General features: G+C 69.4%; 10 protein-coding genes. 6 read left to right on the top strand and 4 right to left on the bottom strand.

The window, feature by feature from the left end; all coding sequences use genetic code 11:
- Positions 1 to 44: 44 nt before the first annotated feature.
- A complete protein-coding gene (gene dgoD, locus ACSQ3D_RS07530) occupies positions 45 to 1,193 on the top strand; it encodes a galactonate dehydratase (RefSeq protein ID WP_396505512.1) in 1,149 nt (382 codons plus the stop codon).
- 100 nt (positions 1,194 to 1,293) lie between these two features.
- On the opposite strand, the gene ACSQ3D_RS07525 is transcribed toward dgoD, so the two are convergent.
- Complete coding sequence (locus ACSQ3D_RS07525; RefSeq protein ID WP_396505513.1) at positions 1,294 to 2,142, bottom strand: hypothetical protein; 849 nt, start codon at positions 2,140 to 2,142, stop codon at positions 1,294 to 1,296.
- 790 nt (positions 2,143 to 2,932) lie between these two features.
- Here ACSQ3D_RS07525 and ACSQ3D_RS07520 point away from each other — a divergent pair.
- Both ACSQ3D_RS07520 and ACSQ3D_RS07515 read left to right on the top strand, forming a co-directional pair.
- Positions 2,933 to 3,949 carry a hypothetical protein gene (locus ACSQ3D_RS07520; RefSeq protein ID WP_436126443.1) on the top strand — a complete coding sequence of 339 codons (1,017 nt, stop codon included), beginning with the start codon at positions 2,933 to 2,935 and terminating at the stop codon, positions 3,947 to 3,949.
- Positions 3,946 to 6,288 (top strand): helicase C-terminal domain-containing protein, encoded by a 2,343-nt coding sequence (locus ACSQ3D_RS07515; RefSeq protein WP_436126442.1) that lies wholly within the window; start codon positions 3,946 to 3,948, stop codon positions 6,286 to 6,288. Before ACSQ3D_RS07520 ends, ACSQ3D_RS07515 begins: the two co-directional genes overlap by 4 nt.
- Positions 6,289 to 6,475: 187 nt before the next feature.
- Here the strand turns inward: ACSQ3D_RS07515 and ACSQ3D_RS07510 are convergent, their stop codons facing one another.
- Positions 6,476 to 7,990 carry a tripartite tricarboxylate transporter permease gene (locus ACSQ3D_RS07510; protein ID WP_056168239.1) on the bottom strand — a complete coding sequence of 505 codons (1,515 nt, stop codon included), beginning with the start codon at positions 7,988 to 7,990 and terminating at the stop codon, positions 6,476 to 6,478.
- A 10-nt stretch (positions 7,991 to 8,000) separates the two neighbouring features.
- Positions 8,001 to 8,423, bottom strand: coding sequence for a tripartite tricarboxylate transporter TctB family protein (locus ACSQ3D_RS07505; RefSeq protein WP_436126441.1), 423 nt, complete (start codon positions 8,421 to 8,423; stop codon positions 8,001 to 8,003).
- A gap of 154 nt (positions 8,424 to 8,577) precedes the next feature.
- Here ACSQ3D_RS07505 and ACSQ3D_RS07500 point away from each other — a divergent pair, with 154 nt between their 5' ends.
- The 3 genes from ACSQ3D_RS07500 (at position 8,578) to ACSQ3D_RS07490 (ending at position 11,482) form a co-directional block, all read left to right on the top strand.
- The gene (locus ACSQ3D_RS07500; RefSeq protein WP_436126440.1) at positions 8,578 to 9,264 is read left to right on the top strand and encodes a response regulator transcription factor; all 687 of its coding nucleotides are present in this window, start codon (positions 8,578 to 8,580) and stop codon (positions 9,262 to 9,264) included.
- A gap of 60 nt (positions 9,265 to 9,324) precedes the next feature.
- The gene (locus ACSQ3D_RS07495) at positions 9,325 to 10,827 is read left to right on the top strand and encodes a sensor histidine kinase (RefSeq protein WP_436126439.1); all 1,503 of its coding nucleotides are present in this window, start codon (positions 9,325 to 9,327) and stop codon (positions 10,825 to 10,827) included.
- A gap of 88 nt (positions 10,828 to 10,915) precedes the next feature.
- Positions 10,916 to 11,482, top strand: a complete 567-nt coding sequence (locus tag ACSQ3D_RS07490) for a hypothetical protein (RefSeq protein WP_436126438.1) — start codon at positions 10,916 to 10,918, stop codon at positions 11,480 to 11,482.
- Between the two features lie 215 nt (positions 11,483 to 11,697).
- Here the strand turns inward: ACSQ3D_RS07490 and ACSQ3D_RS07485 are convergent, their stop codons facing one another.
- On the bottom strand, positions 11,698 to 13,134 hold the full coding sequence (locus tag ACSQ3D_RS07485; RefSeq protein ID WP_436126437.1) for an LLM class flavin-dependent oxidoreductase: 1,437 nt from the start codon (positions 13,132 to 13,134) through the stop codon (positions 11,698 to 11,700).
- Positions 13,135 to 13,211: the final 77 nt, after the last annotated feature.

Below are 13,211 nucleotides of genomic sequence, written 5' to 3'. Positions count from 1 at the left end.
AACCGCATTTGCATTCCCACGGTTTCCTTTCCATCCGCCCTCCCATGAAGATCACCCGACTGACCACATTCCTGGTGCCCCCGCGCTGGTGCTTTCTGAAAATCGAAACCGACGAAGGCATCGTCGGCTGGGGCGAGCCCATCCTGGAAGGCCGCGCGCAGACCGTGGCCGCCGCGGTCGAAGAGCTGGGCGACTACCTCATCGGCAAGGACCCGCGCCACATCGAAGACCACTGGACGGTGCTGTACCGCGGCGGCTTCTACCGGGGTGGCGGCGTGCACATGAGCGCCCTGGCCGGCATCGACCAGGCGCTGTGGGACATCAAGGGCAAGGCCCTGGGCGTGCCCGTGTCCGAGCTGCTGGGCGGCAACGTGCGCGACCGCATCCGCGTGTACAGCTGGATCGGCGGCGACCGCCCCAGCGAAACCGCCCAGCAGGCGCGGGACGCCGTGGCCCGGGGCTTCACCGCCGTGAAAATGAACGGCACCGAAGAAATGCAGTTTGTGGACACCTACGACAAGGTGGAGCGCTGCCTGCAGAACGTGGCCGCGGTGCGCGAGGCCGTGGGCCCCCATGTGGGCATCGGCGTCGACTTCCATGGCCGGGTGCACCGCCCCATGGCCAAGGTGCTGATCAAGGAGCTGGAGCCCTACCGCCTGATGTTCATCGAGGAGCCCGTGCTCAGCGAGCACGAAGAGGCGCTGAAAGAGATCGCGCGTATCTCGTCCACCCCCATCGCCCTGGGCGAGCGCCTGTACTCCCGCTGGGACTTCAAGCGCGTGCTGCAGGAGGGGTATGCCGACATCATCCAGCCCGACCCGTCGCACTCCGGCGGCATCACCGAAACCCGCAAGATCGCCACCATGGCAGAGGCCTACGACGTGGCCCTGGCCCTGCACTGCCCCCTGGGCCCCATCGCGCTGGCCGCCAACCTCCAGCTGGACGCGGTCTGCTACAACGCCTTCATCCAGGAGCAAAGCCTGGGCATCCACTACAACCAGGACAACGACCTGATGGACTACGTGTCCAACCCGCAAGTGTTTGCGTACGAGGACGGGATGGTGGCCATACCGAACGGACCGGGGCTGGGCATCGAGGTGAACGAGGAGTACGTGCGCGAACGTGCGCAGCAGGGGCACCGGTGGCGCAACCCGGTGTGGCGGCACAAGGACGGGAGCTTTGCGGAGTGGTGAGCGGGCGCATCCGGGGCGCATCCTTGGCGCCCTGTGACGCCCTCTTCCCGCGCACCCGGCCCGCACAGCCCCCGTCACCGCGGGGGGCGCGCCGCGCGGCTCAGACCTTCAACGACCGCTCGATGTCGGTGAGCTTGTAGCGAGCCAGGGCCAGATTGCCCTTGGCCTTGTCCAGCACCAGGTACAGGAACAGCCCGTCATTGTTGGGCACCAGGCGGATCAGGTGGTACTGGTCGGCCAGGGTGATGAGGATGTCCTCGATGCCGCGCTTGATGCCCAGGGCCTCCATGGTCTTGAGCTTGGCCTGCACCACCCGGGTGTTGCCGGCCGCCGCCAGGTCCAGGTTCATGCCGCCCCCCGCCTGGGCCAGGCACATGCCGCTGCGGTAGTCGACCAGGGCGACCGCCTGTGCGCCGTCGATGGTCATCGCGGCATCCATGGAACTCTTCAGATTCGAACTCATATCGTCGGGCCTTCTGTCTTCGTTGAAATAATCGTTGACGCGCGGGATCTTTCCCATCTGCTCCATCAGCACGAACCACAGCGTCTGCGGGTCGCTGTTGGGCAACTGGTACTTGTGCACGCCGGCACGCCGTTGGGCGCCCAGGAACCTGGTGATTTCGATGTCTTCCATCACTGCGTTGGGCAAAAGAACGAACCAGACCGCGGGCGCGGAACGCACGGTGCCAAGCGCCAGGATGGCCGGCAGCATGGTGAAGACGCCGGGCCCGACCAGGACGGCCAGTGCGTCGGGCTGCGCAGGCAGTTTCTTCAGGTCGGCCAGGGCTGCCGGCCGGTACCAGCTGATCTCGGGGGCGCCCGCAACCTCCCCCAGCGGCAGGCGTTCCCAGGCGCCATGGCCCGATGCGCCCGCCACGCCCAGGTGGGCCAGTGCGTATCCGCCGATGCGGGAGGTCAGGTCCAGCACTGCGAGTTCAGGGGTGCGCATCGACGGTGGGTGTCCTTGTGGTGGTTCTTGCGCCTCCCGCCGCTGCGCGAGCGCAGGGTGGCTGCGCGGCACGGCGGCAAAGCTCTGGCAAAAAACGCGGTGATCGTGGGTGGTGGGGTGGATGCAGGGCGTGTGGCTGTGGGGGCCACTGCGTCAGCGGGCTGCGCTGGCCCGGCCTGGGCGGCACGCCAGCGTGGGGTTGCCGCATCGGTCGGGCTGCGTTGCGGCGGATTCTAGGGACGTGCATCGGCACTCAACCGCTTGTTGAATGCATTCAACAGTTCATCCCGTCGCAACGATTTTTTTGCTGCAATCGCCATGGCTGGCGGCCTCATTCCGCAGATAGCTCTGCGCCAACGCAGGTCACACCGCGGCCCCGGTATGTGCTGCGGTGCCAGGTGCCTTGACCATAGCCAGAGCCATCAGGCGCCACGCGAAACGGGCGCACTGACTGCGATAGCGCTGGTTGACCGGCGCGATGCACGCGCTCTGCTCTGCATCGCCTGCCTCGGTCGCGGCCGATGCCGTGCGGGGCGAATCGGTGCGGTGGTGCACCCGGTCACCGGGCATTGCCGAACGCCATCGTGGCGCGAGGAGGAGATTCGGAACCCCCTCAGTCCCTCTCGCAAGGCACTATATTTTTTATAGCATTTACCGCTTATGCAGTGAGCGATGGAGTCCAACAATACCCCCCCCCAAACCCCTCGCCCCCCATGATCACGGCCCCGTGTTGAGCATCTGCAGGTACTGTGATTAAAATCAGTGCCCAGCCTGCCGACCCCACCACCCCATGACGGCTCTGCCCTCCCCCGCATCGGCCCCTGCGCCCGCCATCCAGCTCACCCGCTTTCACCGCACGCGCCTCATGCAAATCTGGCGCTCGGCGGGTTGGCCGTGCAAGGACGCGCTGGAGATCGACCTGCTGGCCGCGCAACTGGTGGTGCTGCAGGTGTCGCCCGAGGGGTTCGAGTCCCTGCGGCTCACCGACGAGGGCATCCGCACGCTGGCCGTGGCACGCCAGCGCAGCGTGCGGGCGCTGAGCACGCACGACCGGCTGGCCGCCAGGTTCGCCGAGCACCTGCTGGCGGCGGGGCGCATCGTGTGGCGCGAGCTGTCACTGCGCGCGGTGGTGGACGGGCCGGCGCCGCTGACGCCACCTGCGGCGGACGCCGCCCTGCCGACCGTCCCCACCCCCATCGGCCACGGCCGCAGCACCCCGCTGTGGAGCGAAGACACCGATTCGCCCGCAGCCCGCGCCGCCGCCAACGTGTGGCGCATGGCGCGGCCTGACCTGTTTTCGGTGCGCAACACGTCCGTGCCGGCCTACTTGCAGCCCATGGTGCACGAGGTCAAAGCGAGCCGGGCCGACCTGCTGTCGGACTTGCGGCACGACGCCAAGCGCCAGGCCTACCAGTGGCTGTGCGAGGAGTGCTACTACGTGTTCCCGGCAGGCATCGCCCAGCCGGAGGAGATCCCGGAGCACTTCGGCATCTGGGTGCTGCACGGCAAGCTGGACGATGGCGCGCACAGCCGGTTCGAGCTGCTGCGGCCCGCGCGGCATGCCAGCTGCACCCTGCCCTTCGCGGTGTGGATGGCGCTGTGCAAGGCCACGCCGATGCGCAGCGAGGCCGAGCTGGCGCAGGCCCACCTGGGCGAGGCCGCAGAAGCTGCGGAGCAGACGGCGGGGCATGCGGCAGGGCAGACCGCGGTGCCCGCCAACGATGCATCGGCCAACGACGCCTCGGCCACCAGCGACACGCTGACCGGCGACCTCCCCGCCCCGCCCTGCGCCGAGCCCCCGCCATGACCTACACCGTGGCGGTGCGCGAGCTGTGCGAGTTCACCGCCAAGCTGGGCGACCTGGACCTGCGCTTCACCCCGGCGCCCACGGCGCTGGAGGGCATCGCGGGCCATTCCACCGTGGCCACGCGCCGGGGCGCTGGTTACCGCGCCGAAGTGGCATTGGCGGGCCAGTACAAGACGCTGCGCGTGCGCGGCCGGGCCGATGGCGTCGATGCGGCGCAGCAGCGCCTGGACGAGGTCAAGACCTTCAAGGGCCGCCTGGACCGGCAACCCGCATCGCACCGCGCCCTGCACTGGGCGCAGGCGCGCATCTACGGCTGGCTGCTGTGCCAGCAGGAGGGCTGGAGCCACATCGACCTGGCGCTGGTGTACTTCGACATCGGCACGCAAAAGGAAACCGTGTTCACCGACCGCCACACCGCGGACGACCTGCAGCAGCACTTCGAGGCGCAGTGCGAACGGTTCCTCGCCTGGGCCGAGGCCCAGGTGGCGCACCGTGCGGCGCGCGATGCGGCCCTGGGTGCGCTGGCGTTTCCGTTCGGCACCTTTCGCGCCGGGCAGCGCCCGCTGGCCGAGGCGGTGTACAAGGCCGCCGCGTCGGGCCGCTGCCTGCTGGCCCAGGCGCCCACGGGCATCGGCAAGACCATGGGCACACTGTTCCCACTGCTCAAGGCCATGCCGGGGCAGCAGATCGACAAGGTGTTCTTTCTGGCGGCCAAGACCTCCGGCCGGCAGATGGCGCTGGATGCGCTCCAGCGCCTGGCCCCACCTGCCGCCACCGCCCCGGGCCTGCCGCTGCGCGTGCTGGAGCTGGTGGCGCGCGACAAGGCCTGCGAACACCCCGACAAGGCCTGCCACGGCGAGTCGTGCCCGCTGGCGCAGGGCTTCTACGACCGACTGCCTGCGGCCCGCGCCGCCGCCGTGGCCCCAGCCACCGAAGGCGGCAGCCAGGGCCCGGCCCCGCTGCTGCAGGCCCGCGTGCGCGAGGTGGCGCTGGCCCACCAGGTCTGCCCCTACTACCTGAGCCAGGAACTCGCGCGCTGGGCCGATGTGGTGGTGGGCGACTACAACTACTACTTCGACCTGGGCGGCCTGCTGCATGGCCTGACGCAGGCCAACCAGTGGCGCGCCGCGCTGCTGGTGGACGAGGCCCACAACCTGGTGGAACGCGGCCGCAAGATGTACACGGCCGAGCTGCGCCCGGACAGCCTGGCGCTGGCCCGCCAGTCGCCCGCCGCCACGCGCCACCCCGCCGTAAAAAAGGCGCTGGACAAGGTGCGCCGCTGCTGGGTCGCGCTGGACAAGGAACAAACCGCGGCTGGCGCCCACTACGCGGTCTTCGATGCCTTCCCCGACAAGCTGCTGGCCGCGCTGCAGCAGTGCGGCAGCACGCTGTCGGACCACTTTGCCGACCACCCGGCCGAGCCCGATGCGGCGCTGCAGGCCTTCTACTTCGATGCGCTGCACCTGGTGCGCATGGCGGAGCTGCTGGACACGCATTCGTTGGTGGACATTACCCAGCCCCACCAGCCCACGCAGCGCCCGCAGCGCGCAGCCGGCAAGGCACCGGCGCCGGGCGGCTCCACACTGTGCATCCGCAACGTGGTGCCCGCGCCCTTCCTGCAGCCGCGCCTGCAGGCTGCGCACACCAGCACGCTGTTTTCGGCCACGCTGCAGCCTGCGCGCTACTACGGCGACCTGCTGGGCCTGCCCGACCAGCATGTGTGGGTGGATGTGGAATCGCCTTTTGCCAGCGCGCAGCTGCAGGTGCAGGTGGCCCGCCACATCTCCACCCGCTACCCGGACCGCAATGCGTCGCTGGCGCCCATTGCCGACCTGATGGCGCGGCAGTTCACCGCGCGGCCGGGCAACTACCTGGCGTTCTTCAGCAGCTACGAGTATCTGCAGCAGGTGGCCCATGTGTTCGAGCGCAACCACCCGCACCTGCCGCACTGGCGCCAGTCGCGTCGCATGCTGGAGGCCGAGCAGCGGCAGTTTCTGGACCGCTTCACCGACACCAGCGAAGGCATTGCGTTCGCGGTGCTGGGCGGCGCGTTTGCCGAGGGCATCGACCTGCCCGGGCGCCGGCTGATCGGCGCCTTCCTGGCCACGCTGGGCCTGCCGCAGGTCAACCCGGTCAACGAACAGATCCGCCAGCGCATGCAGGCCCTGTTCGGCGACGGGTATGACTACACCTACCTGTACCCCGGCCTGCAGAAGGTGGTGCAGGCGGCGGGCCGCGTGATCCGCACGCCCAGCGACGAGGGCGTGGTGCACCTGATGGACGACCGGTTCGGGCGCAGCGAGGTGCGGGCGTTGCTGCCGACGTGGTGGCAAGCGTGAGAAATGCCCCCCACGCTCCCCACTTCGTGTGGTCGCTGCCCCCCGAGGGGGCCGCTTTTCATCTTGGGGCGACACAGCGATAAAAAAAAAGGCCGGTCACGCAGGGTGACCGGCCTTGTCAAGGCTGCCGAAGCAGCTTACAGAGAGTCAATCTGTCGGGTCGTTGAGGTGGTTTCTTCAGCTGGTCTCAGGTCGCAGCCGGTGCCACCACCTCCAGGTCCTTGGCCTTTCCGCGCTGGCGGAAGAAGCCGAATGTCTGCCAGGCGATGAACAGCACGATCAGGCCGATGAGCGTGCCGCTGATGGGGCGGTTGACGAACACATCGAAGCTGCCGCGCGACAGCAGCATGGAGCGGCGGAAGTTCTCCTCCAGCATGGGGCCCAGGATGAAGCCCAGCATGAGCGGCGACGGGTCCATCTCGAGCCGCATGAACAGGTAGCCCAGCGCACCGAAGGCCACGGTGATGAACACGTCGTCCAGGTTGTTGTTGATGCTGTACGTGCCGATGCAGCAGAAGAACAGAATGGCCGGGAACAGCACGTTGTACGGGATCTTGAACACCGACAGCCAGTAGCGCACCAGCGGCACGTTCAGGATCAGCAGGAAGCAGTTGCCGATCCACATGCTGGCGACCAGGCCCCAGAACAGCTCGGGGTGGCCGGCGATCATGTTGGGGCCGGGCTGGATGCCCTTGATGATGAACGCGGCCATCATCAGCGCCATGACGGCGTTCTCGGGGATGCCGATGCTCATCAGCGGGATGAAGCTGGTGCGGGCGGCAGCCTCGTCGGCAGCGGCCTGGCCGGCCACGCCTTCGATGGAGCCGTTGCCGATCTCGTGTTTGTACTTGCTGACCTTCTTGTCGAGCGCGTAGGCTGCGAACTGGGCGATCGTCGGGCCGCCGCCGGGCAGGATACCCAGGATGGAGCCCACCACACTGCCCCGCAGCGCGCTGGGGATGATGCGCTTGAACTCGGGCCAGGTGGGGATGAGCTTGATCGTGCCGTTGAAGGGCGAGCGCTCTTCACGCGCATCCAGGTTCTTGGTGATCTCGGCGATGCCGAAGCACCCGAGCGCAATGCTCACGATGCCCACGCCGTCGGCCAGGAAGGGCATGTCCAGCGTGAAGCGGGCCGTGCCGCTGTTCACGTCGGTCCCGATCGAGCCCAGCAGCACGCCCACCATGCACATGGCCAGGCCGTTGAGCAGGCTGCCGGTGGTCACGAAGCTCACGCACACGAAGCCCACCAGCATCAGCGCGCAGTAGTCCGCAGGGCCGAACAGGAAGGCCACCTCGCCCAGGCTGGGCGCGAGGAAGGTCAGCACCAGGATGGCCACCGTGCCGCCGATGAAGCTCGACACCCCCGCCGTGAACAGCGCCAGGCCCGTCTTGCCTTTCAAGGTCATCTGGTACCCGTCGATGCACGCCACGATGGAACTGGCGTGCGGGATCTTCATGGTGATGGCGCTCACGCTGTCGCCGTACTGCGCCCCGTAGTAGATGCCGGCCAGCATGATGAGCGCGCCGGTGGTGTCGATGGAATAGGTCAGCGGCAGCAGCAGGCTGATGGTGGCCAGCGGGCCGAGGCCCGGCAGCAGGCCCACCAGGGTGCCCACGGTGCAGCCGAGGGCGCAGAACATCAGGTTCTGCAGCGTGAGCGCGTGGCCGAAGCCGAACGCGAGGTTGTGAAGGACTTCCATGGTGGTGCTCTCAGAACAGCGGCAGGTTGACGCCCAGAAGCTTCTGGAACATGAAGGCGATGCCCAGCAGCACCGCGGCGATCTTGAGGTTGCGCACCACCGAGTACGACGTGCCCGCAAACCCCGAGCAGAACACCAGGAACACGATGCCCGCGATCATGTTCACGTAGTGCGACAGCGCCGCAAAGCCGCACAGGCTGCCCAGGATGATCGAGATGTTGCGCACCTGGAAATTCAGCGGCGCCGGCGCCACCAGCCGCGAGCGCACCACGGTGATCACGCCGATGGCGAACAGCATGCAGCTCACGATGAACGGGAACAGGCCGGGCCCGGCGTGGCTGAGCTTGCCCAGCGAATAGCCCACCGACGGCAGGCCAAAGCCCAGCGCCAGCGCCATGAGGACGACGCCCCTGGCTAAGTTGCGGTTGACCATGAAATGTTGTCTCCAGAAAAGCTTGTGGGGGACACCCCGGCGAGCCGGTCCGCACCGGTGGCTGGGGTATGCTGACGGCGCAACTATCCCCACCGAACCTGATCGCTGGCTGATCTGGGCCATGCGTAATTCCACGTAGAACTTTGAACCGACCATGCGCCTCCTTCTGGTGGAAGACGACCCCGTGCTCAGCCGCACCATGGCCCGGGGCCTTGAAAACGCAGGCCACCGCGTCGAGCTGGCCCACACGGTGGAAGAGGCCCAGCACTGGTGGGCCGTGCAGGCCTTCGACGCCGTGCTGCTGGACCTGAACCTGCCCCATGCAGCGCACGCGCGCAGCGGCCTGGGCAGCGGCCTCACCGCCCTGCGCAGCGCCCGCGCCCGCGGCGACCGCACGCCGGTGCTGGTGCTCAGCGCGCGCGACAGCACCGAGGAGCGCATCGCCGGCCTGGACGCCGGGGCCGACGACTACCTGGGCAAGCCCTACGAACTCAAGGAAGTGGAAGCCCGCCTGCGCGCCCTGCTGCGCCGCGCCAGCGGCACGGCCGACCTGGTGACCGTGGGCCAGCTGGCGCTGGACCGGCAGGCCCGCCGCGTGAGCGTGGCCGGGCAGCCGCTGGAGCTGCCCGCGCGCGAGTTCGACCTGCTGTGGGAGCTGATGACCCCGCCCGGCCGCGTGCTGAGCAAGGGCGATCTGTCGTCGCGCCTGTCCGATGCGGGCGAGGCGCTGGGCGAGAACGCGCTGGAGGCGTCGTTCTCGCGCCTGCGCCGCAAGATCGCGGGCAGCGGCGCGGCCATCCGCACGCTGCGCGGGCTGGGCTACCTGCTGGAGGAAGAATGAGGCACCGCCCCGCCGAGGCCCTTGCGCGGCGCCGGCCTCGTGCATCGCAGGTGGAGCGCAGTGCCACGCCCCGCTGACACGACGCCCGCGCGCCAGCGCCCCGCCCTGCGCGAGCGCATCGGGCGGCACGTGCTGCTGTCGCTGGTGCTGATCTGGGGCCTGGGCAGCACTGTGGTGCTGGGCGTGGGCAACCACTTTGTGGCCGAGGCCTTCGACCGCGCGCTGCTGGACGACGCGCATGCACTGGCGGCGCACGTGCGCGGTGGCGACGCCGCACCCGGCACGGCGCCGCTGCAGCTGGACCTGACGCAGCGCGAGGTCGGGCTGCTGCGGTTCGACCAGAGCGAGACCGTGTGGTTTGCGGTGTACGGCGACGGCGGCACGCTGGTGGCGGGCGAGGCGGACCTGGCCCCGGACGGCGTTGCGCCCGGCAGCACACACACCTTCTCGCCATTGCGGCGCGACGGCCGGGAGCTGCGCCGGGTGAGCCTGCGCATCGACGGGCCGCAGCCCTTCACCGTGGTGATGGCTCAGACCACCGCCGAGCGCACGCAGTTGCTGCGCCGGCTGCTGGTGTACTCGGGCCTGGCGCAGCTGTGGCTGCTGGTGGCGCTGGGCTCGTGGCTGCTGCGCGGCATCGAGCGCGACCTGCAGCCGCTGAGTGACCTGCAGGACGCCGTAGACCGCCGCGACGCGGCCGACCTGCAGCCGCTGCCCCCGGCCCTCACCCACGATGCCGCCACGCGCGACGTCCAGCGCCTGGGCGAGGCGCTGGACGGCCTGCTGGCGCGTGTGCAGCAAAGCCTGCATGCGCAGCGCGAATTTGCGGGCAACGTGGCGCACGAGCTGCGCACGCCGCTGGCCGGCATCCGCACCCAAGCGGCGCACGCGCTGGCGCACAGCGACCCCGCCGTGTGGCGCAATGAACTCGAAGGCATCGCCGCTGCCGAGCAGCGCGCCAGCCGCACCGTGGACCAGTTGCTGGCGCTGGCCCGCGCGACTGAAGGCGGCATTGCGCTGGCGCTGCAGCCCCTGGCACTGAACACCGCCGTGCGCGACACCGTGCTGCGCTACCTGCCGCGTGCCGATGCGCAGGGCGTGGACCTGGGTGCCGAGGGGCTGGACCACGCCGTGGGGGTGCATGCCAACCTGGCGCTGGTCGAGGGCATCCTCAACAACCTGCTGGACAACGCGCTGCGCTACGGCCGCGGCCAGCCGCCGCGCATCACCGTGTCGGTGCATACAGAGGCCGACCACGCCGTGCTGTGCGTGGCCGACAACGGCCCCGGCGTGGGCCCGGACCTTGCCGGACAGCTGCAGCGGCGCTGGGCCCAGGGCGACCCGGGCCTGCAACTGGGCCAGGGCGCGGGCCTGGGGCTGTCCATCGTGGCGCGGTATGCGCAGCTGATGGGCGGGCGGCTGGAGCTGGCCGAAGCAGAACCCGGTGCGCAGGCCACGGGGCTGGCCGCCCGGGTGTGGCTGCCCCTGGCGGCGCGGAGCGCGCGGGACGGCGGCCCCGCGAACGACAGGACCGACGGAACCAGCGGCAACACGCACGCTTGATGCAGGTCAAGGCGGCTGCGGGCAGCCTGGCCACAATGGGCCGGTGCCAAACCTCCTGAACCCGCCTTCCCGCTCCCCCACATCGACCGTGACCAGCATCACCGACCGCAGACTGCAGCGTGCCGCGCTCTGCGTGGCCGTGGTGGCCGCCGCGGTGGCACTGGCGGCCTGCGACAGGGTGGGTGGTGCGCTGGGCACCCAGGCTGCCGTGCCTGCAGTTGCCAGCACGGCCGAGGCAGACTTCGACACGCTGGTGGCCGCCTGCACGCAGTCGCTGGCAGGCCGGGAGCGCACGGTGCAGCCCGACAACGAAGGCCAGTGGACGCAGACCGGCTACAGCCCCGCACAGGTGCAGCGCGAGGTCCTGCGCACCGAGTCCCCCATCACGCCTTACGTGGGCAAGATCGTGGCCAAGGACAACGTGGCGCAGGCCAGCGCCGGGTCGCAGGCCGAGGCGGCGGCCATCACGCTGACGCCCGCGCACCTGCGCTCCAACCGCACCCACACCTTCGTCTACAGCTTTGATGGCCAGCGGTGGCGCTGGAACAACGGCCTGCGGCTGACCAAGGCGCCGCCGCAGAACGACGAGACCACGCCGTTGGCGCTGGCCGATGTGGCAGCGGACAAGGGCCTGGCGGGCTGCCTGCCGCGGTGATGCGCCAGCGGCGGGCGCCAGGCCACCGCTATCATTTCAATAGCTTCCAGCGCTTGACCATCAAGCGGTAGAGGCCATTTTCATTCAGAACTAGCGGCCCCTGTGCTGCCGAGCGCGGGCTGGCTGCCCGCTCCTTCACGGACCCCGGGGCGTCAATCACCCACCGGGGTGCCGATCACTGGCCGGATCAAGCCCTGTCGCGGCTGCGGCCAGCGTCATGCAGGCACGGCGTCCTGAGCGCTGGGCACCGTCGACGCGGACGGGGCGTCGGGTGCAGCAGCCGCCCGCGCCGCCCCGTTGCGCCGTGCGGTGTACCGGTTCTCCGGCACCGGCAGGCTCAGATTGCCGCGCAGGGTCTCGGCCGCGTATTCGGTGCGCAGCAGCCCGCGCGCCTGCAGCGCCGGCACGGCCAGCTCGACAAAGGCCTTGAGCGAGGTGTTGGGCAGCGCCTCGAAGAAGTTGAAGCCATCGGCCGCCCCGCCCTCGAACCAGCGCTGGATTTCATCGGCGACCTGCTCCGCCGTGCCGACGAAGGTGCGCTTGGGCCGGGCGTGCCACAGCGCCACCTCGCGCAGCGTCAGGCCGTGCTCGCGGGCGTGCCGCTTGATGCGGTCGCTCGCGCTTTGCTGGCTGTTGCGGCCCAGGTCGCCCAGGTCCGGGAAGGGTTCGTCCAGCGGGTACTGCGAGAAGTCGTGGTCGCTGAACGGACGCGCCAGCGCGGCGATGGCGTTCTCGATGGGCACCAGCGCGGCCAGTTCCTCGTAGCGCTGCGCGGCCTCCTGCTCCGTGCGGCCCACGATGGGCCGAAAGCCCGGCAGCAAGAAGACCTCGTCGGGGTTGCGCCCCTCGGCCCGCACGCGGGCCTTCACGTCCCGGTAGTAGGCCTGGGCTTCCTCGAACGTGTCGGCGTGAAAGAAGATGGCGTCGGCCCGCTGCGCGGCAAAGGTCTTGCCGTCGTGCGAGGCGCCGGCCTGGAAGATCACGGGCTGCCCCTGGCGCGAGCGGGCGATGTTCAGCGGCCCCTCCACCGCAAAGAACTCGCCCTGGTGGTCCAGTTTGTGCAGCTTGTCTTCGTCGAAGAACTGGCCGGTGGCCTTGTCGTGCACCAGGGCATCGTCCTCCCACGAGTCCCACAGGCCCTGCACCACATCCAGGTGCTCGCCCGCCAGGCGGTAGCGCACGTCGTGGGCGTAGTGCTCCTGGCGGCTGTAGTTGCGCGCGCTGCCGTCCAGCCACGACGTGACCACGTTCCAGCCCGCGCGCCCGCCGCTGATGTGGTCGAGCGAGGCGAACTGCCGCGCCACCGTGAAGGGCTCGCTGTAGCTGGCGGTGAGCGTGGCCACCAGGCCGATGTGCGAGGTGGCGGCCGCCAGCGCCGACAGGATGGTGATGGGCTCGAAGCGGTTGAGGTAGTGCGGGCTGGAGCGCGGCGTGATGTGCACGCTGTCGGCCACGAACAGGAAGGTGAAGCGCGCCTGCTCGGCCAGCTGCGCCTGGGCCTTGTAGAACGCGAAATTGGTGCTGGCCTCGGTCACCGCGTCCGGGTGGCGCCAGTCGCCCCACCCGGCACCCACGCCGTGCAGCACCAGGCCGAGTTGAAGGGTGCGCGGCGCGCGTGGCGCCGGCGTGGCGGGTGCGGAAGATGAGGTCATGGTGGTCCCTAAACAAAGGCCCGAAGGCAGGTCACAAACCCCCCAGCGTAGAAACCTCGGCCCGCCGCGCCAACGAA

This window comes from Acidovorax sp. LjRoot117 (assembly GCF_964252695.1).
Lineage (GTDB): Bacteria > Pseudomonadota > Gammaproteobacteria > Burkholderiales > Burkholderiaceae_C > Acidovorax.
The sequence above is the reverse complement of the archived record's forward strand: the minus strand, read 5'-3'. Positions and strand labels throughout refer to the sequence as shown.

What these genes read in the sequence shown, in the direction of transcription:
- dgoD (WP_396505512.1), top strand. Translation starts at nt 45, where the DNA reads ATGAAGATCACCCGACTGACCACATTCCTGGTGCCCCCGCGCTGGTGC.
- ACSQ3D_RS07525 (WP_396505513.1), bottom strand. Translation starts at nt 2,142, where the DNA reads ATGCGCACCCCTGAACTCGCAGTGCTGGACCTGACCTCCCGCATCGGC.
- ACSQ3D_RS07520 (WP_436126443.1), top strand. Translation starts at nt 2,933, where the DNA reads ATGACGGCTCTGCCCTCCCCCGCATCGGCCCCTGCGCCCGCCATCCAG.
- ACSQ3D_RS07515 (WP_436126442.1), top strand. Translation starts at nt 3,946, where the DNA reads ATGACCTACACCGTGGCGGTGCGCGAGCTGTGCGAGTTCACCGCCAAG.
- ACSQ3D_RS07510 (WP_056168239.1), bottom strand. Translation starts at nt 7,990, where the DNA reads ATGGAAGTCCTTCACAACCTCGCGTTCGGCTTCGGCCACGCGCTCACG.
- ACSQ3D_RS07505 (WP_436126441.1), bottom strand. Translation starts at nt 8,423, where the DNA reads ATGGTCAACCGCAACTTAGCCAGGGGCGTCGTCCTCATGGCGCTGGCG.
- ACSQ3D_RS07500 (WP_436126440.1), top strand. Translation starts at nt 8,578, where the DNA reads ATGCGCCTCCTTCTGGTGGAAGACGACCCCGTGCTCAGCCGCACCATG.
- ACSQ3D_RS07485 (WP_436126437.1), bottom strand. Translation starts at nt 13,134, where the DNA reads ATGACCTCATCTTCCGCACCCGCCACGCCGGCGCCACGCGCGCCGCGC.